The sequence below is a fragment of the Campylobacteraceae bacterium genome, from assembly GCA_013215945.1.
Lineage (GTDB): Bacteria > Campylobacterota > Campylobacteria > Campylobacterales > Arcobacteraceae > NORP36.
On record JABSOM010000001.1, the window covers coordinates 296,518 to 317,045 of the forward strand.

Genomic DNA, 20,528 nt, shown 5'->3' on the forward strand with positions numbered 1-20,528 from the left:
TTAATATTATTTGTAAAGTTGACTACCAGAAGATATAAAGTTATTTGACTGTTCTTTCATACCAACTTCAATCGCTTTATTCATATTTTTTTCACCAATTTTTTTTGCATAATCTTTTACATCTTGTGAAATTTTCATTGAACAAAACTTAGGTCCACACATAGAACAAAAATGAGCAACTTTTGCAGATTCAACCGGCAAAGTTTCATCATGATATTCACGTGCTCGTGTAGGATCAAAACCAATATTAAATTGATCATACCATCTAAATTCAAATCTTGCTTTACTCATAGCATTGTCTCTAATTTGAGCTCCTGCAAAACCTTTTGCTAAATCTGCTGCATGTGCTGCAATTTTATACGTAATTATACCTTCTTTTACATCTTCTTTATTAGGTAAGCCTAAATGTTCTTTAGGAGTTACATAACAAAGCATTGCTGTACCATACCAACCAATTTGAGCAGCACCAATTGCTGAAGTAATATGATCATAACCAGGAGCAATATCTGTAGTTAGGGGGCCAAGTGTATAAAAAGGAGCTTCAAAACACTCGTCCAATTCTTTTTCCATATTTTCTTTGATTTTATTCATAGGAACATGACCTGGCCCTTCAATCATCACTTGAACATCGTGCTCCCAAGCAATTTTTGTAAGCTCACCCAGCGTTTCTAGTTCTGCAAATTGTGCTTCATCATTTGCATCGTATAATGAACCAGGACGTAAACCATCTCCAAGAGAGAAAGAAACATCATAAGCTTTCATAATTTCACAAATTTCTATAAAATGTGTGTATAAAAAACTCTCTTCATGGTGATGTAAACACCACTTAGCCATAATTGCCCCACCTCTTGAAACAATTCCTGTTAATCTATTAGCAGTCATAGGAACATAAGCTAATCTTACTCCTGCATGAATAGTAAAATAATCCACACCCTGCTCAGCTTGTTCAATTAATGTATCTCTATAAACTTCCCATGTTAAATCTTCAGCCACACCTTTTACTTTTTCTAAAGCTTGATAAATAGGAACCGTTCCAATAGGAACGCTCGAGTTTCTTACAATCCACTCTCTTGTTTCATGAATGTTTTTTCCAGTTGATAAATCCATAACATTATCGCCACCCCATCTAGTAGCCCAAATCATTTTTCCAACTTCTTCTTCAATTCCAGAAGTAGTTGCAGAATTTCCAATATTTGCATTAATTTTAACCATAAAGTTACGCCCAATAATCATAGGCTCAACTTCAGGATGATTAATATTAGCAGGAATAATAGCACGTCCAGCAGCTATTTCAGATCGTACAAACTCAGGAGTATAATAAGTAGGCATATTTGCACCAAAACTTTCCCCTTTATGCTGTGAAGAAAGTAGTTTATCATTTTTATAAAATTCTGATTTACAGTTTTCTCTAATGGCTACATATTCCATTTCAGGAGTAATAATACCCTGTCTTGCATAATGCATTTGAGATACGTTTTTACCTTTTAACGCACGTCTTGGTTTTCGCAAATTTGGAAATCTAAGCGTATCTAAATCACTTTTATCTCTACGTTTATGAAAATAATCAGAAGTAAAGTCTTCTAATTGACAGGAATCATTTCTTTCATTAATCCATTTTTCTCTTAAAGGTTTTAATCCTTTATGTAAGTCAATCTTTACATCAGGATCAGTATAAGGTCCAGTAGTATCATAAACATATAAAGGTGGGTTTTTTTCAATACTTTTATCTGAATGTTCAGTATCATGAAGCGTTATTTCTCTCATAGGTACTTGAATATCAGGACGTGAGCCCTCAACATAAAACTTTTTTGAATTTGGTAAATTTTCTATATACGAAGAATCGATTTTTTCTAGAATTTGCAGTACTACACTCATTTGTAATCTCCTTTTCCTACGCCCGCATTACCGGGATCAGGTTCAATGAAGCCAGATTAAGGACTTCTTAGGGTATTATCTCAGCTTTTTACGGCACCCCCAACAACAATGATAAAATATTCCGTGAGTATACAAAGGAAATCAAAAAATAAGCTTAAAAGTATTATTAGAAGCGATTTAGTATAAGATTAAGAATCATTAGTGTTTCTAATAAACACTTTTATATGGATATTTTTAAAGCAAGTTTTTTTGCTTTAAAAATATTATTTATCTTAATTTATTTGATTTTGATAGGGTTTCAAAGTAGATAAACGCTCATCAATTAAACCTTTTCCAATGGTGAAATGATACAGACTTTGAAAACTATCGCCTTTAAGTCCCAGCGTTTCATGCATTAAATCATCCAAGAAACAACCAATTCCTGTCGCGCTTAAATTCAAAGATGTTGTTTCTAAATAAAGTTGTTGTCCAAGAGCTCCACATTCCCAATACAATTGTTTATACCTTGATTCTCCATGCTCAAGAAGTTGTGAAGAAAATTCTACTAACATACCTAAAGAAAAAGCACTATGGGCTGCAATATCTTGATTACAAGAAATTAATTTAGCTTTGGCTTTAAAATCTCCTTTTTGCAATAAATACAAATTTCCTGCTTCCGTTTTGATTTCTTGCCATAAAAACTCACTCTTACATAACATTTGTAGTTTATCTTTATGCGAAGTATTTCGTAAAAGCAAATATAAACCACTCTCATAACCTTGTACATCATGTACGAATATAGCTAAATGAACAGAAGCATTCTTCGCTTTTACAGAAGCTAAAATAGTTTCAAAATCAGATTTTGAAATATTACTATCGTGTTCATCCATTACTTGTGCTGAACGTCTTAATAAAACAATGTCTTTTGACTCATAAGTCTTTTCTCGCAAAAGTGTGTTTTCATATTTAAAAAGAACGTTTTCTTTATTATGAAGTTCATTATTTACAGAAGCATCTTCAATTTTTTCTAAAATATCCCATTCATGCCAAGAAGCAGACAAACAATTTACTTGCCCTTCATAATCCATAGTTAAGGCATTTTGTAAATTTTTTATATCAAGTGTATTATTCTTTGATTTATCAGATAAGCGTACTAATAATAACATATCAGCTACTTCTCTTTCTTCTTTAATAAAACGTTCTTTTTGATCAAAACCAAGTAAACTATTCAAATCCTTGTCGCAGCTTGGTATAAACTCTATTTCCCAGCCCAACATCAAAGCAGAAATTTCTAAAGCTTTTAGAGCATGTCCACAATCTAATTGAGTATATCTCCAAGCCCTTTCCCCATATTTCCAAGCTTCTCTCCAAACAATAGATGACAAAAGTACTACAAATGTATTCGAAGGCAAAGATAAATCACTTTTGGCCAAACTTATTCGCTCTAAGTGGTGCTCTTTAGGAGCATAATGATGTAAACCATCATCAATTCCTTCTATATCTTGTGAAATAATATAAGCTTCACTGGGTTGTAAATTTCCGCTTGAAGCATTACATCTAAGTGCCCAGGATTGGGAACCGTATTCTTTTATGGCTGCAAGACCAAGCGAGAATTGGAAAAACTGTGAAATATTCTCAAGACTTAATTCTTTGATGTTTTCTTTCTTTTTATTGTTAGTAAATATATCAATATAAGAAGGAGTTACTTTGTTAAAAGCCAAAGGTAAGGGTGTTTTTTTTGTACCCTCATACGAGCGGTAAGGATTGGGTTGAGTTTCCCAATCCATATAACCTAAAGATCGTGCATATTTATGCGCAAAATGTTTTGTTTCTTGGTGGTACATATGTACTGTTTGTAAATTATTATTCATAAAGCAATAGTATCACATATTATTTAAGTGAATATTATTTTATGCACTTAATTTAATTCATCTTTGCCTATAAAGTTTTTACCATTGGCATCTTTTACAATAGAAACTGCTACCTCATACGTATCATTTGCAATACTTTTGGTTTTTGAAGCTACGGTGGCATTGTTTTGTGTTTGTAAATCTAGTTTACTAATGGCATCATTTATTTGTTCAATACCACCTTGTTGTTCTTTGGTTGTTAAAACAATTTCTTCAATAATATCTGCATTTAAAGAAACATTTTTACTCAAAGAATCATATCCATCAATCATTTTTCCTGATATTTTTTTACCTTCTTGTGCTTTTTTAGTTGCTTTTTCTACTAAAGCTTTGATTTCATTGGCTGCTTCTGCTGATCTAGTAGCAAGGTTTCTTACTTCTTGTGCTACTACTGCAAAACCCTTTCCAGCTTCCCCTGCTGTTGCTGCTTCCACAGCAGCATTTAAGGACAAAATATTTGTTTGAAATGCGATTTGATCAATAATACCAATGGCTTCATTAATATCACTTACTTGTGTATTGATGTCATTCATTGCATTTGAAGTTTCATAAGCAAGGTTTTTTCCTTCAGTAGAAGAAAGTAATAATTTTTGAGAATAAGAAGACATTTTATTGATATTCGTTGAATTATTAATCATAGCTGCTGTTATTTCCTCTAAGGCAGCCGCGGTTTCTTCTAGAGATGCAGCCGTCGTAATAGAGGCATTATTTAAACTGTCTACATTTCCTAAAAGTATTTGTGAACTTTTTTGTAAGGTCATACCTATTTTTTTATTTGAGTATAACATGGTATTAATAGTATTTGCTAAATTGTTTAGGCCCAAAGAAGTATTCCCTTTAGCGTCTTTTATTCTATACGTAAAATCCAAGGCATTAAACTTATTAAAGGCTAGATCTAATTGATTAATATCATCAGTCACTTTATTTTTTATTTCTTCTAACATCTCATTAAAAATAACTTTTAGCTCTTCTAATGCTTCATTTTGGCTAGTTTTTTCTATTTTTTCTACTAATAATCCACCTTGAACTGATTTAACTACACGTTTTACATCTTCAATGAACGCAGCATCACTGCGTATTATATTTTGTGTTTTTAGAATATTCTCATTCACAAGAACAGACATTAAAGCAATTTCATCTTTCCCTTTATCCTCTAATAAAGGTGCCTGTTCTTCTTCTTTGTTTAAATATTTGAAAAAGCCCATAAGCCCACCTTGAAATTTCTCTAAAGAACGTACAATAGATTTTAAGCTTATATACAAAAAAACAACTCCCAGAGCAATTAATAAAACAGATATCATGCTTATATATTCCATAGACTTTATGCTTTGTTTATTTTGTTTTGATAGATATTTTAGTTCTTTTAGCAAATTTGACGCAATATTTGAAATGTTTTTTTCATATTCTAAAGAAATGTTTTTTACTGTTAAAAAACTCTCTTTAACTTTTTGATTGTTTTTACTCACTAAAATTGAGGCATTTGCCATCTTAAGGCCAGCATCAAAAAACTCAATATAAAAATCTTCAATTGTTTGTATTTTTTCTTTTCCAAACAATACATTCTTTTTTATTTTTCTAATTTTCTTTAAAAACCTGATTTTTATAATTTCAATACCATCACTATCTGATAAATCAATCGCTTCACTTATGACTTCTTGAGTTTGTATAATACTGTTGTTGATTTTATTGACTTCACTTGGGTTCAAAACATCTAACAAAGACAGTTCATCTTTTAAATTTTGTATTGCCATATTGTATATTTCTGAGTATTTATTTTCTAAAACAAGCGACTGCGCTTTTATAATACCTGCTTGAGACATAGTTTTCAAGGCTTCAAAGTATGTTACAAAGCGTTTTTTGATTTGTTTTAGTTCACGTTGTTCTTGTGTATTTAAAGAAGTTTTTTCTATTCTTTTTACAATATTTACGTAAATATTCTTTTCTTTTCTTAAATCCTTAAGAACTTTTTCTTCACCAAATAATGCAATATTAAGTGCAATTTCTTGCAGTGATTTTAAGGAATATTTCAAATCCAAAAAAGAAATACTAGCATTTTGTTTCTCTACTAATTGAGCATTTGAAGCTTCAATATTTGAAGTATTCATTCTTGAAGCAATAAGATTAAAAAGCAAAATACAGACAAAAGAAATTAAAAGAATATTGGATTTTCTAGCTATTAACATGTCTTACCTTTTTCTAAAACAAGTAATATTTAACACATGCACTTAAAAAGTGAACACAAAAATACGTTTATTATTTAATACACCTATTTCTATATTTCTCATATTGATTTGCTTTATTTTTTCTTATAATAACAAATAGAAATGACTTAAAAAGGATTTTACCTTTCTTTTAAATACTATAAATAGGCAGGTAAAAGATAGTTTACCAAATTAATATTATTGTAAATTATTTTAAGATATTTTGATAAAATTAAAGAGTAGAAAATTATTTATTTGATGAGATTGTGAAAATAAGCAAAAATGCCACCCAGCGATGACATTTTATTTAAGACTTATCCTTCTATTGATATATACAGTTCAATCTCATCATTTTCTAAATATTTTTCAAAATCAATTGAAAATGATCTTTTAAACTCTGAATTATCATCTGCAAAATATTCCCAAACCTGTGCCCACGTATCAATAACAATTTGAGGCAATTCTCCTTGATTTTTAAAAACCAAGTATTTTTGATTCTCAATTAAAATAGCATTTTTGTTTTTACTAACTTCAACTGCAACCGTAACTTTATAATCCCCATCTTTTCCATTCGTATATTCAGAATATACTCCATACATATGATGTTCTTTAGTGGTATTAAATGTTTTTGAATACGTTTTTGTTTCAACATAATCAGCCCAAAGCGTCTCGATTTTTCCAGGAGAGTTTTCAAATTCATGGCTATTATTAGTAACAGTACTAAGGCCTGATAAGATTAATCTTTTAATTCTATGTGTTTTCATGTATATCCTCACTTTTATTTTTTATTATATTAAATTATAAGTTATATAAATATAAAATGCACATAAAAGTAAGATTATTTCCTTATTTATAAGCGTAAATTTCTCATAAAATTCCCAGCTATTATTGTACTTTTTTCTTTAAACTTTAAAGCTATCTCTTGCGTATATATATTATCAACTGTTAAAAAAAATAGTTTAAGCCATGATTCAAAAGACTCTCTTTTTAAACCTTCAATTTGAAGATGCGGGCCAAAAGGATTCCCCCTGTAATCACCTTTTCCTAAAGAAATAGTATACCAAAAATCACTCAGTAAAAGGATATGTTTTTGCCATAGAGTATTCTTCATATCCGCCCCTAGTTTTTCAATAAAAAAGGAAGAAATAGCTTCATCTTTTAATACTTTTGTGTAAAAACGCATAACTAATAAGCTGGTATTATCTTTTGTAATTTCATTTTCTAACATTATTCTCTCTTTATAATTATTCATCCTAGAATAAAATAAATTTCTAATAAAAACAATGAGCGAAATCAAGATAAAAGACGAATATTTTATATGCTGCAAATTTTCGTGGTATTACGCCCATTATTTTTAGCATTGTATAAAGCGTGATCTGCTTTTTTAATAAGCTCTTCTAATTTACATTTGTTAGTATTAGAAGAAAGACCAATACTTGTACTAACAGAAATTTCAAGATCATTGATTATTATAGCTTGACTGCAAATATAAATTCTTATTCTCTCTGCCAATAAAAAGGCATCATCTTTTCCTGTATAAGGCAGTAAAAGTATAAACTCTTCTCCTCCAAAACGTGCAAATATATCTGAGTTTCGTATACATGCTTTAACTCTTTTTACCACTTCTTTTAAAACAACGTCTCCCATTAAATGTCCATAATTGTCATTAATCTTTTTAAAATTATCTAAATCAAGAAAAAGGATAGAAAATGTCTGTTTGTATCGATTTGCAATATCCATTTGTTTCAATGCAAGTTGCATGAAATAATCTTTATTATAAATTTCAGTAAGTGAATCCAATTTACTTTTAATTTCATATTTTTCTTTTAAGTTTTGAACTTCTTCAATTGAAATTTTTAGTTTTTCATTGGCTAGAATTAATTCTTTACTTCTATCTTCCAAAGTGAGCTGTAATTCTTTTATATTTGTAATATCAATATGAACACCATTCATTCTTAAAGAAGAGCCTTCATCATCAACTTGAAATACTTTTCCCAAATCATAAATCCATTTCCATGTACCATCAGCACATTTAATTCTAAATTCAGCTTCATAAAGAGTACTCTCACCTTTTAAGTGCTTAGAAATTAGTGTTTTTGTTTTTTCAATATCTTCGGGATGTATTAATCCCATTATAAAATCGAAACCATTTAACAGTTCAGAAAAAATATCGTCATCTTTTCTAAAAGTGGCACTATCGTATTTTTTTTGTGTTAACCAGGTTTCATTAACAAAAATTTTATTCTCTTGTGGAAAAAAATCCCAAAAACCTATATTTGCCCCTTTAATTGCATCCGTAAAACGTTTAATATTTTCTTTTTCTTCTTTAACTTCTTTTTCAAGTATTTTTTCTTTTGATATATTTCGACTCGTGGTTACTAAATTTTGTTTATCATCTTCCATCATTCTTAGCTGATAATGCATCTCATTTCTTTCATATTCAAAAAAAACTTCTTTTTTCTTATTTTGGGCAAATGCAAGGCAACGCTTTAATATAAAAACTTCATTTTGATCAAAATTATCAAAAAGATGTATTATTTCTTTTTCTTTTATATTTCTAAATTCCAATTCTTTTTTATTGAAAAATAGGCACTTTCCTTTGTTATCAAAAAGTGCCATAGCGTAAGGTTGATTCTCAAGGAGTGTTTTGTACATTTTGTTAAACATTAAGAATTAAAGAGGATTTTTTTACAGTAACAATTATCTTGCTAAAGGTATTTAAAAAAGATATTTTTAAAAACTTTAGGTTTATCTTAGAAAATTTTATCATTAAAATTACACTTTCTTTTTATTATTGAAGTCAGAGATAAAAGCCTATTTTTGGCTTATTTTACTTATTATACTTATTTAGTTTTACATTTATTACAAAATATCGAAGTGATATATTTCTATTAATTTCCACACAAGAAACAAACACTACTTTGATACTACTTATATGTGTAATAGTAGCTAAAAATACTTAAATAACAAATTATTTTAACTTTAATAACTATTTTAATATACTGTCTTTTATATAATATTGATTTTTATATAATACTAATTAAATAAATTATTTGTAATCTTAGGAATCTTAGGAAAATATATGAAAAAAAACAAAATAACAAATGTTAATAAATCTTTATCAAAACGTTTGTCTTTTATTTTAATCATTGGAGTTTCAATAGTTTTTTCCTTTTCTACCTTAACCCTTTATTCTTTTAATAAAAATACAGCACTTGTTCAATTTGATGAAAAAAACCGTCTTTCCATGAAACAGCTTTCAGCGACCCTTGCTTACCCCATTTGGAATTTAGATGAATATTCTATTGCTTCAATTGCTAAAGCTTTCGCTATTGATTCAACGGTTAGTTCTTTGAATATATACAATGAAAAAAACATACCCTTGTACTCTTATAAAAAAAATGATGCCCAAGATATAAGTTTATATAAAAAACAAATAATCTACAATGAAGCGGGCTATTTTGACAATGAAACGATTGGAAGAATTGAAATATCTTTTTCAAAAGATGAATTAAATAAACACTTGTATTCCATTTTATTTACCAATATATTTTTGTTATTAGTTACTCTAATTACAATAAGTTTAGTAACCCTTGTTGTTTCAAAAATACTTCTTAAAACACCTCTAAATGCATTAATAAATGCTACCGTTGAATTTGGAAAAGGAAATTACAATACAAACTTAAATATTGGTGTCAAAGAATTTGAACCTTTAATTAAAGTTTTAAATACAATGGGAAATAAAATTTCCAAACAACTTTTTTTATTGGAAGAAAATAAAATTAATTTAGAGAAAAAAGTACAAACAGAAGTGAATAGAAGAAAAGAACAAGAACAATTTTTAATACAGAAATCACGACATGCAGATATGGGGAATATGATTGCTATGATTGCACATCAATGGAGACAGCCATTAAGTGCTATGAATACTATTACACAAAATATTCACTTGGCCTATCATATGGGTAAACTCAATAAAGAATTTATTGATTCACAAATAAAAAGAAGCAATCAAATTGCCCAAAGTATGTCCTCAACAATAGATGATTTTAGAAACTTTTTTAAACTTAATAAAGAAAAAAAAGAGTTTTTAGTTTCTGAAGTTATTAACGAATCCATTAATTTATTAAACGATACCCTTATTTATAATGAAATACATATTAAAAAAGACTTTTTAAAAAATGAAAACAAAATTCTGGGTTTTAAAAATGAACTTTCACAAGTAATTGTTAATTTATTAGTCAATGCAAAGGATGCTTTTGCTGAAAAAAAAGATATCTCTTATGCACAAATATCTATTGATATAAAAGAAATTAAACAGCATATTGAAATCACTGTACAAGATAATGCAGGAGGAATTCCATCTAAACTATTAGCAAGAATTTTTGAACCTTATTTTTCTACTAAGGGTGAAAAAAATGCTACAGGTTTAGGTTTATATATGTGTAAAATAATTATTGAGCAAAATATGGAAGGAAGTCTTCAGGTAAACAATGAAGATAAAGGCGCAAGATTTGTTATTTCTATTCCCCTAAACGATACAAAAAAAGAAGTTCAAAGCTGATAAAATCAGCTTTGAACTAAGACAATAACATATTAGAACCAACAATAATGGATATTAAACCAGCCAAAGAAAAAGCCCTTTTTACATTTCTTGTTGAATGCAATAAGTTTTTATTAATAAATAAAATACAAGCACCAAAAGCAACAAAGATTAACATAACACCCAGTGTAAATGCAAGAACCATATATACATTAACACTGGAAGCTTCTACTAAACTAAGTGTAATTAACATACCTCTAACTCCACCAATACCCATTAACATTCCAATCGTAAAAGCAGATACAACTTCTTTATTAGAATCAGAGTGATTATGTTCTTTTCCAAAATAAATATGTATATGTTCTTCTCCTTCATGCATATGTTTATTAACATTAATTCTGTTAGTAAAAACCATAAATAATAAATAGACTCCAATTCCAAGAATTACAGCAGCTGAAATCAAATCTCCATAACCCATTAGTTCTTCAGATATATTATAGATTTCCAAAATTTTAGCAAACAGTAATAATGAAAGCCCATGCCCAACAGCAAATAGTGTTGTAATCAACATCGTTTTTGATTTATTTTTACCAATTGAAAAATCAGCAATTGCAGTTAAATGATCTGGTCCAAAAGCATGTAGTACTCCGTACCAAAAAATTAGTAATAATCCCATATATTCCATAATATTCCTTTTAAAAAAGCATTATAAGTAAATTAATATTAATTATCAATATACTTTAAGTATTTTATGTTAGTATTTTATAAATTTATAAAAAGGTGACAAAATGAGTAACAATAACATCATCAATAATTCATTTGATTTTTCTGATTTACTTATTACTAATATTGACAATGATTTAACATTTAATCAACTTCTATTAAACAGTGCTGACATAAATATCCAAAATGCAAGTGGTTGGTGCGTTTTATTTGAAGCAGTTACATCTAACTTAAATGAAAAGATAGAAGAGTTCATTAAACGTGGAGCCAATATAGATATAAGAGACCATAAAGGCAGAAATGCACTTTTTTGGGCTGTTTATTCTAATAATACACAAGCAGCTAAAATATTATTGTCTTTAGGTATCAACAAAACAGTTAAAACCATAGAAAACTTACACATACTTCATTACGCAGTATACAAAAATAATCTTGAATTATTGGAACTATTAGTAGAAAATGGCGAAGATATTAACAAAAAGGACGACTTAAATTCAAGTCCCTTGATTTATGCAGTTTTATACAATAAGATACATTTAATCGATTATTTACTAGAATGTGGGGCAGATAAAATGCAAGAAGATTATTTAGGCAATACTGCCTTATCTTTAGCATACGATCTTAAAATAAAAACTATGATAAACAAACTCAAAGGATAAAAAATGTTTAAAATACAAACAGCAAAAGCTCATTGTGATGTACCTTGTGGAATCTATGATCCATTAGTGGCTCAAATTGCAGCACTAAGTGTAATTAGAATGGTAGATTTAATGGAAGGTTTAGAAAAAAGTGATTCTTTAAACTATGTTAACAGTATTTCAAGACATATTGCAACAAAAGAACAAGAAGCTGAAAAAGTTAAACATGAAGTTAGAATTATTTGGGGAGATTTTATTAAAGGTCCACAAGTTGAAGCATATCCAGAAATTCATGGATTAGTTCATAACATCATGATGTTAGGTTCAGCTAATAAACAACATGTTTCTAAAGCTAAAGCCTTAGAATTATTAGATGCAGTAAACAGATTTGCAGAAATTTTCTGGGAAATCAAAGGTGTAACTACTAAAAAAATGAAAGCAAATTATTTACCAAACGAAGAAATTATCGTTCCTGCGTAATGTTTAAACTCTTCAAGATTGAAGGTTCATCACTTTTTCCTCTTTTAAAAGAGGGACAAGTGGTTTTTTGCATGAAACCTTTTTTTTTAAATCCCATCAAAATCAATGACTTTGTTCTCTTTAAAAGACCTAATGTAGGTATGATGATTAAAAGAGTAACTGCTATAAATGACAAGGGTTATTACGTAAAAGGTGAAAATGCTTTTAGTATTGATAGCCGAGACTTTGGCGAATTAGCAAAAAGTGAACTTCTGTATAAAGTTATCTTAAATTTTAAATAATACTTAATAATTCCAATTCTTTAAATACAAATTTCATAATAATCTACACTTTTTTTTAAAATAAAATAAATGCCTAATAAATATCTTAGATTAAGACAAGTTTCAATAAAATTGACACAAAAAGAGCTTTAATGATTGAACTGGGATATAAAAAAGTAGGCAATGGAAAAATAAATATAGTTTGTTTACATGAGCTTATGGGAAATCATGAAAACTATACAAACTCTTTGCCCTACTTTGATTTAAAAAAACACACTTTGTATTTAGTAGATTTAAGAGGCTATGGTTTATCCTATGATTCAAAAGGTGAATATACCTGCCAAGAAGCCTCAAAAGATATAACAAACTTACTTGAGGCACTAGAGCTTACAAACGTACATTTATTAGCCCACTCGATGTCTACTATGATTGCACAAAATATAGCCCTACTTTCCAATAATATTGTTACATTAATCTTAATTTCACCTATTTCACCTGCGGGTATTAAAGTGAGTAAAAAATCTCAAGATAAATTATTGAATGATATGCAAAATGATCCAAATAACATAGAAAACATAGTTAGAAGCGCTAGCATTCGACATAATGAAACATGGGTTAAAAATAGAATACAAATGGCTACAAGTGCTTCTAGGATAGAAGCAAGAGTGGGTTATATGAAGATGTATTTAGAAACAGATTTTAAAGAAGAAGCAAAAAAACTAAGTCTTCCTATTTTTATTATTGTAGGAAAATATGATTTTGTCATTTTTTCACTTAAAACAGTGAAACGTTTATTTGAAGAAATATATGAAAATATTTCTCTTGTTGAATGCCAAGAAGCAGGACACTACGTTATGTTAGAATGCCCTGTTTATTTTGCAACACAAATCGAAAAATTTGTAAAAGAATAATTCAGAATATTTATTTATTTTGAATTTATTTGAACACTTTTTAAGCCCTTGTCCAACCAACCGTAATTAATTCCACCTTTTAAATCATATACCTTCGTATACTTTAATTGATCAGCCAACATATTACCAACAACTTTACTTCTATTTGCATGAGCACATATTAAAACAAACTTTTGATCTTTTGTTTTTACGAGTTTTTTAAATTCATTAAGCCATGCATTAATATCATAATTTCCTTTTTCATCAAAAAAAGTTATTAACTTACTGCCTTTAATAATTCCATATTTTTTCCATTCATCTGCACGTCTAATATCAATTACAACTACACCCTTAGAGATATCTTCATGTAACTGGGTTTCATTCATAGTTTGCATTTTTGCATAAGCAATATTAAACGTTAAAAGCAATGTCAAGAGTAATTTTTTTATCATATAATTTCCTTTTAAATAAATACAGAAAACTATAGCGTTTTACTGTGCAAACTTTGTGTTAAACGTGGTAAATATTTAACTATTAGAAATCTTTTTTTCTTGAACCAAAATACAATTTTCTTCATCTTTTACATTGAGTTCCATATTTTTTGTAACTTTATTAATTTCAAGTTCACAACAATCAAATATCATATGTTTTAAAATATCTCTTCCTCTTTGTACTCTTGATTTTGCACCTGCTAAGGTAATATTCTCATAATCAGCGAGCTCTTGTTGTGTTTTACCTTCAATTTCAGATATTTGAATAGCCGTTTTATATTTCTGCGGTAGTTTTCCAATTAAATAACCCAAACAAAAAGAGAGCTCTTCTTTGAGTACTTCATCGCTGTTTTGAAATTCTTCATCCACCCATAAAGGAATTTCTTCTTTGCTCTTATTTTTTCTGTAATAATCAATAATAGTATTTCTTGTAATTTGATATATCCATGCACGCATTTTTGTTATATCATTTAAGGTGTGCATTTTAGAGTGTATTTTTATAAATACCTCATGTAAAACATCTTGTGCTGTTTCTTTATTAGATATTTTTGAGCTAATAAAACCCAAGAGTTGTTTGTGGTAGATTTTCCATATTTCTTGCGTATCTTCCATCTTATTCCTTATTTGAGATTAACTACTAATAAATACACAGCAATTATAATCAATGATAAACCCATTATAGTATTTAATACTTTTAATTTAAATTCACTGTTAAATAAAATCGTAATCTTTTGCCCAAGAAATCCCCAAAAACTCAAAGACATATAACAAATAATAAAATAGATTAATATAAAAATCATTAAATTGTAACTTGAACTTGAAAACATAGATACCCCAGATACACAAGCCATCCATGCTTTAGGATTTAACCATTGTAAAATAAAACCTTCATAAAATTTAGGTTGATTCTTGTTATTATCTATTTGCACAGCTGCTTTTGAAGAGAGTATTTTAAAACCCATATAAGCAATAAAAACAGAACCTAAAACACTAAGGTAAGAAAAAATACTCGGGAATTCTTCAATCATATTAATAAAACCAAAAGCAATAAAAGCAAGCAAACACGTAAAACCAATCGTAGCACCTGAAAGAAAAGGAAAACTTGCTTTAAAACCATTGTTGATAGAAGAAGAAACAATTATTATATTAACTGGCCCTGGACTAATAGACATAACAAATGAGAAAACCATCATTGCAAAAATAAGTGACATTTACACTTCCTTAATACTAGTATACAAGAAGAAACAAATCAATTACATTTAATTTATAACTCTCTACTTAGTAGACGTAAAAAAAAACAAATAGATGCAAAAAAAGATTTATTCTTTAATATAATTTTTCATAATAAAATCTTCCTTGAATCCCAAGCGTTTATAAATACCTAAACCCAAAACAGAAGCTTGCAAGGTCATATAATTAATATCTTTTCTTTTTGCTATATTAATTGCTTCTAACATTATATTATATGCTAGACCATTACCTCTATGCTCTTTAGGAACACCCACTAAATGAACACCTAAAACATTATCGTGTTCATATAATAAAGCAGTACCAACAGGAAATTTATTTTTGTAAGCTAATAAAAGTGTAGCTTTGGGATTTTTGGCTACCTCTTTAATAATTTCATCATTGATTACATATGAAAAAGAAGAAGATGCAATATTTACCCAAGCAGATATATCTTCACTTTTATTTATAACTTGAACATCTTCTTCACTGCTTTCAAAAGACTTTTGTGCTTTTAAATCTAAAGACATTCCAATTTGTTCAAAAGAAATTTTCATCTTGTTTTTTTCAAATAACGCTATGTAATCGTCGTAGAAAGGATCTTTATTCCATAAAGGAATAGCTAATGTTCTCTCATTATTTTTAGCTTCATGTATTGCATTTAATAAATCATTTTGTGAATAATCATATTCAAACCACAATTTATTAGGCCATGATTTAGAGAATTTCAAATTATTTTTTCTTTTATCTATGCCCATTAATGAAAATAATGCAAGCAGATTATTGATGTTTTTTTCATTGATATTTACGGTATTCATTATTAACCTTTATTAATTAAAAAAATTGCCATTAACATTAAAACAACTCCTAATATTTTACTTGTTCCAAGTGTAGTAACAGGTAAGTCAAACCATCCAAAATGGCCACAAACAACTGAAAAAAACAGTTGTCCCGCAAGTGAGAAAGAAACCAAAGGCAAAATACCAATTTTAGGAATTAAATAATAAAATAAAGCCAAAGCACAAGCAGATAAAAAAGAACCTGAAAACCACAAGTACCAAGGGACCTCTTTTATAAGGGCAATACTTGGATACTCTTTTACATATACATAAAAAGCCAAAGTAGTAAAAACAAAACTACCCCCAAAAGCTATCAGCGTAGCTAATAAAGAGTTTTGTAACAATTGCCCCAAGGACGAATTAAGTGTTGCTTGTATTGCTAAAGCAATACCTGCTAAAAATGCAAAAACCATTAAAATCATATTTATCCTTTCTTAAAAGAAGTATATAATTTTTAGTTTTTTATATCATGTACATATGTTGATTTATTGTTGTTTTTTTCTAATTCTACTTAATTGAGTAGGCGTAATACCTAAGTGAGATGCAATATGAAATTGAGAAAGTCTTGCTCCCAAAGAAGAATAATTCATTAAAAAATCCTCATATCTTTCCTGGGCATCGTCTTGTACAATAGATACTTCTCTTGCATCTTTATGTATCAACCAGTTTTTTTCAAGATAATATATTTGAAATAATTTTAAATCATTTGCCTGTATTAATAATTGTCTGTACGCTTTAAAATCAATATGTATAATTAAAGAGTTTTCTAAAGCTTGGATTTCAAATAAGGAAAAAGAATTTGTAAGTAAAGCAACCATAGAACCAGGATACGTACCCTCATCAAAAAAGTTTTTATTGTATTCTTTTCCTTTATCATCAATTATATAAGAGCGCAACAAACCCTTATATACAAAAGAAAAATACTTAGGTACATCATTAATAGAACAAATAACATCTCCTTTTTTAATTTCTTCAAAAAAAGAAATATCTAAAAGGCTTTTCCATGTTTCAGGGGAAAGAGGAAAATAACTGTTCATGCTCTCTTGCAGCATATTAAAGGCTAGTTTTGCAGTGGGATTATCGTTCATTATAATCCTTACTTAAGTAAAAAATCAATGGATTTATACGTAAAACGAAGTTGGAGTATAGTTGTTAGTATCGTTTAAAATCTGACTTAAAGAATTTTGTACTACTTTTTGTACATTTTCTTTTGATAAATCATTTTCATTTTCATTGTATTTTTCAAAAAGTTCTAAAACTTTGTCTTTAGAATTTTCATTTAAGGCTACAATTTTGCTGCTTAGGTCTAAGATTTCTTCAAAAGACGTATTTTCGGATCTTGAAGATAGAGGTTCTTCTTCCTCTTTATTTTCTTTTTCATTTGCATCTAATAAATCCAATAAAATTTGAGTAAGTTCTTCTTCCTCTTCTACTGTATCAGCAGGAGGAGGAGGTGGTGGAGCACCTGCACCTCTTGAATCAAAAGAATTAGCAGATATTCCAGTAACTGCTGCTAGTTCCCCAATTTGGGAAGCAGAAAAACCCGCATCAGATATTGCATTGGCTAAATCCCGTGAAGGAGTGATTCCTGCTTGTGAAAAGTTTGCTACTATTTCAAGTGCATCAGCATCACTTAAAGCAGATGAATCATAGTCTTCTAGAACAGATGATACATACGCTAATTGATCTTCTTTTAATTCTTGTTTCGGTTGTACAGTAGATGCACTTTGAATCAGAGAAGCACTTGAAGATATCGCAGAAATCATAGTTGTCCTTTTTGTTTATATAGTATACAACAAAAAACGTATAAAAGATAATCTAATTTGTAATAAGTCCCCCTATTTCAAGCTTTTCAATAAAAGCAAGAGCATATACTAAAACAATAGTATTTTTTATTCTTACTTGTAAAGAGATGCAACATTTTTCATTCTTATTTTTAGAAAAAAATAAATATTATTTTATTAGAATTAAAAGCAATAAAGAAGCAAACATTTTAAATTATTTTTACTTTTTTTATGAGATAAAATTAAAAATAATATTAATTTTTCTAAAAAACTATGATATAATCGTAGTTAAAATTATAATATTAAAATAAATAATATTAATTGCATATTTTATTTATTAACATATATATAAAATATAAATATTATTTTTTAATGTATTTGTCTTAAAAAGAGAGATTTTCATGTACCAAGAGAAGAATAAAAAACAGTTAAATATATGTTTTGGGTCAAAGATAATACCTTCTACATTAAAAGAAATATTTGATGAGGAATTTAACAGTATCATAACTTATTCACAAAAAAGTGCTTTAAAGGATTTTATAAAGTTTAGTCATATTGACATAGTATTATTTAATAAAGATCAAAGTCCTAATCTTTATGAAGAGTTAATAAAACTTAGGAAATCTTATCCTGATTTATTGATTTTTATATGTGCAGAAACATTTACACCGGATGATTTAGTACAATGTATAGATTTAAAAATTGATGGACGTTTATTGAATAACTATAAAAAAGAGATTCTTAAAGAGATTGTATTGTTGCGTTCAATAAAATACCTTCAACAACAAAAACATATAAGAAAATATCTTGAGAAACAAAGTATTTTGTCGAAAAAAAAAAGAAGTTTTTTTTCTACAAAATGAAAGACCTATTAAATGTTTATTTTAACCAGTCTTTTTACTTCTAATAATTCAAGTTTTTCAGCCGCTTTTCTAACAAAGTCTAAAAAATGCTCTGTTTGCATATGTGCATCCAAGGCTTCTTGACTTTCCCATGTTTCTACAAATACAAAAGAATATTTATCGTCTTCATCACTGTGTAAATCATATTGAATACACCCCTCATCATTTGCCTGGGTATATTTATATACTTTTAAAAGTTCCTCATACACATCTAAATAAAACTCTTCTTTAATTTTTACTTTTGCTACAACTACTACTTGGCTCATATTATTCCTTTTTATTGATTGTTATATAAATATCTGTTTTCTAAGTGTTTTTTAAAATATTTTGGATTTAACACTTCCCCTGTTGCTTCTTTGATTAAATCATTTGTTTCTAAAGAACTTGCTTTTTGCCAAATGTTTTGTCTTAACCAAGCCTGTACTTGTGAAAAATCCCCTTTTGCTATTTCTTCATTGATATTAGGATGTATTTTTTTAACACTTGCAAATTCTTGTGCGGCATACATAGCTCCTAGCGTATAAGAAGGAAAGTATCCAATTAAACCTTCTGTCCAATGAACATCTTGCATACAACCATTTTTAAAATTATCTTTTGTGCTTAATCCCAAAGAAGCTTGCATTTTTTCATTCCACATATCAGGAATATCACTTGCTTGCGCTTCATTATTCATCAACGCTCTCTCAATTTCATAACGAAGAATTACATGAGAAGCATAAGTAACCTCATCTGCATCTACTCTAATATAAGCAGGTTTAACGCGAGAATATATTTTACATAAATTATCTAACTCTAGGGCTTTGTTATTTCCAAAAGCTTCTATAATAAAAGGCTGAATAGATTTTAAAAAAGCAGAGCTTCGTCCCATTTGCATTTCAAAAAATAAACTTTGGCTTTCATGTATTCCCATTGACCTTGCATGGGCGATGGGAAGGCCTAAGAGTTCTTTTGGTAAAGCTTGTTCATAAGAAGCATGTCCTGTTTCATGAATAGTCCCCATCAAACTTTGAATAAAATCATCTTCACTATACCTTGTAGTCATTCTTACATCTTCTGGAACTCCCCCACAAAAAGGATGAGTTGAAATATCTATTCTTCCTTTATTAAAATCAAAGCCCAAGTGTTTCATAACTTTAATACCCAGCTCTTTTTGAGCTTCAATGACATAAAGTCCTTCGGGTTTTATATAGTTTTGTGATTTTTGTTTTTCGACAATATTTTCAATCAAACTTGGTAACCACGTTTTAACTTCAGAAAAAATACCATCTAAGGTTTCACTTCTCATTCCTGGTTCAAATAAATCCATTAAAGAATCATAAGGACTTAAACCTGTAGCTTCACTCCTAATATTGGCTTCTTCACGTGAGAGTTTAATAACTTCTTCTAAGTTAGGTAAAAAACCTTTCCAATCATTATTAATTCTTTGTTCTCTCCAGGCATGTCCACATTTAGAATGGGCCAGACTTTGTGCTTTTTGTAAATCACTTGGTAGCGTTGTTTCCAGTGTATAACTTCGCTTCATTTCACGTAAAGATGCTTTTTCCAAAGTACTTAAGTTTTCACCTTGTGCATCGTTTAATAAAAGCCCAATGTCCCTATCTGTACTAATATCATGCAAAAGTACTCCAAACTCAGCCATAGCTTTAGCACGTGCTTCATTTGAGCCACTTGGCATCATAGCTTGTTGATCCCAGCCTACAATAGAAGCCATATGGGATAAATGATGAATTCGTTCATATTTAGAAACTAATTTTTGATATGCACTCATGTATTTTCCTAAGTAAGT

22 protein-coding genes and 1 riboswitch are annotated in these 20,528 nt (G+C 28.7%); of the genes, 6 read left to right on the forward strand and 16 right to left on the reverse strand.

Going from position 1 to position 20,528, the window contains the following annotated elements:
• Positions 1-6: 6 nt before the first annotated feature.
• The 6 genes from thiC to HRT41_01430 all read right to left on the reverse strand — a co-directional run bounded on the left by thiC (position 7) and on the right by HRT41_01430 (position 8,620).
• Entirely contained in the window at positions 7-1,875 is a 1,869-nt protein-coding gene (thiC, locus tag HRT41_01405) for a phosphomethylpyrimidine synthase ThiC (GenBank protein NQY22667.1), read from the reverse strand.
• A riboswitch (TPP riboswitch) is annotated at positions 1,872-1,986 on the reverse strand. (Overlaps the previous gene by 4 nt.)
• Before the next feature lie 161 nt (positions 1,987-2,147).
• The gene (locus HRT41_01410; GenBank protein ID NQY22668.1) at positions 2,148-3,725 is read right to left on the reverse strand and encodes a SagB family peptide dehydrogenase; all 1,578 of its coding nucleotides are present in this window, start codon (positions 3,723-3,725) and stop codon (positions 2,148-2,150) included.
• 47 nt (positions 3,726-3,772) lie between these two features.
• Positions 3,773-5,947, reverse strand: coding sequence for a hypothetical protein (locus HRT41_01415; GenBank protein ID NQY22669.1), 2,175 nt, complete (start codon positions 5,945-5,947; stop codon positions 3,773-3,775).
• 332 nt (positions 5,948-6,279) lie between these two features.
• Positions 6,280-6,729 carry a GyrI-like domain-containing protein gene (locus HRT41_01420; GenBank protein ID NQY22670.1) on the reverse strand — a complete coding sequence of 150 codons (450 nt, stop codon included), beginning with the start codon at positions 6,727-6,729 and terminating at the stop codon, positions 6,280-6,282.
• Positions 6,730-6,815: 86 nt separating this feature from the next.
• Positions 6,816-7,193 carry a group III truncated hemoglobin gene (locus HRT41_01425; GenBank protein NQY22671.1) on the reverse strand — a complete coding sequence of 126 codons (378 nt, stop codon included), beginning with the start codon at positions 7,191-7,193 and terminating at the stop codon, positions 6,816-6,818.
• An 86-nt stretch (positions 7,194-7,279) separates the two neighbouring features.
• On the reverse strand, positions 7,280-8,620 hold the full coding sequence (locus HRT41_01430) for a sensor domain-containing diguanylate cyclase (protein NQY22672.1): 1,341 nt from the start codon (positions 8,618-8,620) through the stop codon (positions 7,280-7,282).
• A 427-nt stretch (positions 8,621-9,047) separates the two neighbouring features.
• Here HRT41_01430 and HRT41_01435 point away from each other — a divergent pair, with 427 nt between their 5' ends.
• On the forward strand, positions 9,048-10,529 hold the full coding sequence (locus HRT41_01435) for a hypothetical protein (protein ID NQY22673.1): 1,482 nt from the start codon (positions 9,048-9,050) through the stop codon (positions 10,527-10,529).
• A gap of 16 nt (positions 10,530-10,545) precedes the next feature.
• On the opposite strand, the gene HRT41_01440 is transcribed toward HRT41_01435, so the two are convergent.
• Positions 10,546-11,193 carry a hypothetical protein gene (locus HRT41_01440; GenBank protein ID NQY22674.1) on the reverse strand — a complete coding sequence of 216 codons (648 nt, stop codon included), beginning with the start codon at positions 11,191-11,193 and terminating at the stop codon, positions 10,546-10,548.
• Between the two features lie 103 nt (positions 11,194-11,296).
• On the opposite strand from HRT41_01440, the gene HRT41_01445 reads away from it, so the two are divergent.
• The 4 genes from HRT41_01445 (at position 11,297) to HRT41_01460 (ending at position 13,520) form a co-directional block, all read left to right on the forward strand.
• Positions 11,297-11,890: an ankyrin repeat domain-containing protein gene (locus HRT41_01445; GenBank protein NQY22675.1), complete on the forward strand. Its 594-nt coding sequence runs from the start codon at positions 11,297-11,299 to the stop codon at positions 11,888-11,890.
• 3 nt (positions 11,891-11,893) lie between these two features.
• Positions 11,894-12,349: a superoxide dismutase, Ni gene (gene sodN, locus HRT41_01450; protein ID NQY22676.1), complete on the forward strand. Its 456-nt coding sequence runs from the start codon at positions 11,894-11,896 to the stop codon at positions 12,347-12,349.
• 71 nt (positions 12,350-12,420) lie between these two features.
• Positions 12,421-12,630, forward strand: coding sequence for a S24/S26 family peptidase (locus tag HRT41_01455; GenBank protein ID NQY22677.1), 210 nt, complete (start codon positions 12,421-12,423; stop codon positions 12,628-12,630).
• Between the two features lie 131 nt (positions 12,631-12,761).
• A complete protein-coding gene (locus HRT41_01460; GenBank protein ID NQY22678.1) occupies positions 12,762-13,520 on the forward strand; it encodes an alpha/beta hydrolase in 759 nt (252 codons plus the stop codon).
• 14 nt (positions 13,521-13,534) lie between these two features.
• Here the strand turns inward: HRT41_01460 and HRT41_01465 are convergent, their stop codons facing one another.
• The 7 genes from HRT41_01465 to HRT41_01495 all read right to left on the reverse strand — a co-directional run bounded on the left by HRT41_01465 (position 13,535) and on the right by HRT41_01495 (position 17,822).
• Positions 13,535-13,951: a rhodanese-like domain-containing protein gene (locus tag HRT41_01465; protein NQY22679.1), complete on the reverse strand. Its 417-nt coding sequence runs from the start codon at positions 13,949-13,951 to the stop codon at positions 13,535-13,537.
• A gap of 75 nt (positions 13,952-14,026) precedes the next feature.
• The gene (sigZ, locus tag HRT41_01470) at positions 14,027-14,602 is read right to left on the reverse strand and encodes an RNA polymerase sigma factor SigZ (GenBank protein ID NQY22680.1); all 576 of its coding nucleotides are present in this window, start codon (positions 14,600-14,602) and stop codon (positions 14,027-14,029) included.
• A gap of 8 nt (positions 14,603-14,610) precedes the next feature.
• Positions 14,611-15,201: a LysE family translocator gene (locus tag HRT41_01475; protein ID NQY22681.1), complete on the reverse strand. Its 591-nt coding sequence runs from the start codon at positions 15,199-15,201 to the stop codon at positions 14,611-14,613.
• 108 nt (positions 15,202-15,309) lie between these two features.
• Positions 15,310-16,035, reverse strand: a complete 726-nt coding sequence (locus tag HRT41_01480; GenBank protein ID NQY22682.1) for a GNAT family N-acetyltransferase — start codon at positions 16,033-16,035, stop codon at positions 15,310-15,312.
• A 2-nt stretch (positions 16,036-16,037) separates the two neighbouring features.
• Entirely contained in the window at positions 16,038-16,484 is a 447-nt protein-coding gene (locus HRT41_01485) for a DMT family transporter (protein NQY22683.1), read from the reverse strand.
• A gap of 57 nt (positions 16,485-16,541) precedes the next feature.
• On the reverse strand, positions 16,542-17,144 hold the full coding sequence (locus HRT41_01490) for a cyclic nucleotide-binding domain-containing protein (GenBank protein ID NQY22684.1): 603 nt from the start codon (positions 17,142-17,144) through the stop codon (positions 16,542-16,544).
• Between the two features lie 33 nt (positions 17,145-17,177).
• A complete protein-coding gene (locus tag HRT41_01495; GenBank protein NQY22685.1) occupies positions 17,178-17,822 on the reverse strand; it encodes a hypothetical protein in 645 nt (214 codons plus the stop codon).
• A 419-nt stretch (positions 17,823-18,241) separates the two neighbouring features.
• On the opposite strand from HRT41_01495, the gene HRT41_01500 reads away from it, so the two are divergent.
• On the forward strand, positions 18,242-18,703 hold the full coding sequence (locus HRT41_01500; GenBank protein NQY22686.1) for a hypothetical protein: 462 nt from the start codon (positions 18,242-18,244) through the stop codon (positions 18,701-18,703).
• An 8-nt stretch (positions 18,704-18,711) separates the two neighbouring features.
• Here HRT41_01500 and HRT41_01505 read toward each other — a convergent pair whose 3' ends face one another.
• Together HRT41_01505 and HRT41_01510 are read right to left on the reverse strand one after the other, a co-directional pair.
• Positions 18,712-19,008 carry an antibiotic biosynthesis monooxygenase gene (locus HRT41_01505; GenBank protein ID NQY22687.1) on the reverse strand — a complete coding sequence of 99 codons (297 nt, stop codon included), beginning with the start codon at positions 19,006-19,008 and terminating at the stop codon, positions 18,712-18,714.
• Between the two features lie 11 nt (positions 19,009-19,019).
• Positions 19,020-20,510, reverse strand: coding sequence for a carboxypeptidase M32 (locus tag HRT41_01510; GenBank protein ID NQY22688.1), 1,491 nt, complete (start codon positions 20,508-20,510; stop codon positions 19,020-19,022).
• Between the last annotated feature and the right edge of the window lie 18 nt (positions 20,511-20,528).

Bases quoted from the DNA above. Each gene is read 5' to 3' on its own strand.
- thiC (NQY22667.1), bottom strand. From the start codon at position 1,875: ATGAGTGTAGTACTGCAAATTCTAGAAAAAATCGATTCTTCGTATATA.
- HRT41_01480 (NQY22682.1), bottom strand. From the start codon at position 16,035: ATGAATACCGTAAATATCAATGAAAAAAACATCAATAATCTGCTTGCA.
- HRT41_01495 (NQY22685.1), bottom strand. From the start codon at position 17,822: ATGATTTCTGCGATATCTTCAAGTGCTTCTCTGATTCAAAGTGCATCT.
- HRT41_01510 (NQY22688.1), bottom strand. From the start codon at position 20,510: ATGAGTGCATATCAAAAATTAGTTTCTAAATATGAACGAATTCATCAT.
- HRT41_01425 (NQY22671.1), bottom strand. From the start codon at position 7,193: ATGTTAGAAAATGAAATTACAAAAGATAATACCAGCTTATTAGTTATG.
- HRT41_01435 (NQY22673.1), top strand. From the start codon at position 9,048: ATGAAAAAAAACAAAATAACAAATGTTAATAAATCTTTATCAAAACGT.
- HRT41_01415 (NQY22669.1), bottom strand. From the start codon at position 5,947: ATGTTAATAGCTAGAAAATCCAATATTCTTTTAATTTCTTTTGTCTGT.
- HRT41_01460 (NQY22678.1), top strand. From the start codon at position 12,762: ATGATTGAACTGGGATATAAAAAAGTAGGCAATGGAAAAATAAATATA.
- HRT41_01500 (NQY22686.1), top strand. From the start codon at position 18,242: ATGTACCAAGAGAAGAATAAAAAACAGTTAAATATATGTTTTGGGTCA.
- HRT41_01490 (NQY22684.1), bottom strand. From the start codon at position 17,144: ATGAACGATAATCCCACTGCAAAACTAGCCTTTAATATGCTGCAAGAG.
- HRT41_01465 (NQY22679.1), bottom strand. From the start codon at position 13,951: ATGATAAAAAAATTACTCTTGACATTGCTTTTAACGTTTAATATTGCT.
- HRT41_01455 (NQY22677.1), top strand. From the start codon at position 12,421: ATGAAACCTTTTTTTTTAAATCCCATCAAAATCAATGACTTTGTTCTC.
- HRT41_01475 (NQY22681.1), bottom strand. From the start codon at position 15,201: ATGTCACTTATTTTTGCAATGATGGTTTTCTCATTTGTTATGTCTATT.
- HRT41_01440 (NQY22674.1), bottom strand. From the start codon at position 11,193: ATGGAATATATGGGATTATTACTAATTTTTTGGTACGGAGTACTACAT.
- HRT41_01420 (NQY22670.1), bottom strand. From the start codon at position 6,729: ATGAAAACACATAGAATTAAAAGATTAATCTTATCAGGCCTTAGTACT.
- HRT41_01505 (NQY22687.1), bottom strand. From the start codon at position 19,008: ATGAGCCAAGTAGTAGTTGTAGCAAAAGTAAAAATTAAAGAAGAGTTT.
- HRT41_01445 (NQY22675.1), top strand. From the start codon at position 11,297: ATGAGTAACAATAACATCATCAATAATTCATTTGATTTTTCTGATTTA.
- HRT41_01430 (NQY22672.1), bottom strand. From the start codon at position 8,620: ATGTACAAAACACTCCTTGAGAATCAACCTTACGCTATGGCACTTTTT.
- HRT41_01410 (NQY22668.1), bottom strand. From the start codon at position 3,725: ATGAATAATAATTTACAAACAGTACATATGTACCACCAAGAAACAAAA.
- sodN (NQY22676.1), top strand. From the start codon at position 11,894: ATGTTTAAAATACAAACAGCAAAAGCTCATTGTGATGTACCTTGTGGA.
- sigZ (NQY22680.1), bottom strand. From the start codon at position 14,602: ATGGAAGATACGCAAGAAATATGGAAAATCTACCACAAACAACTCTTG.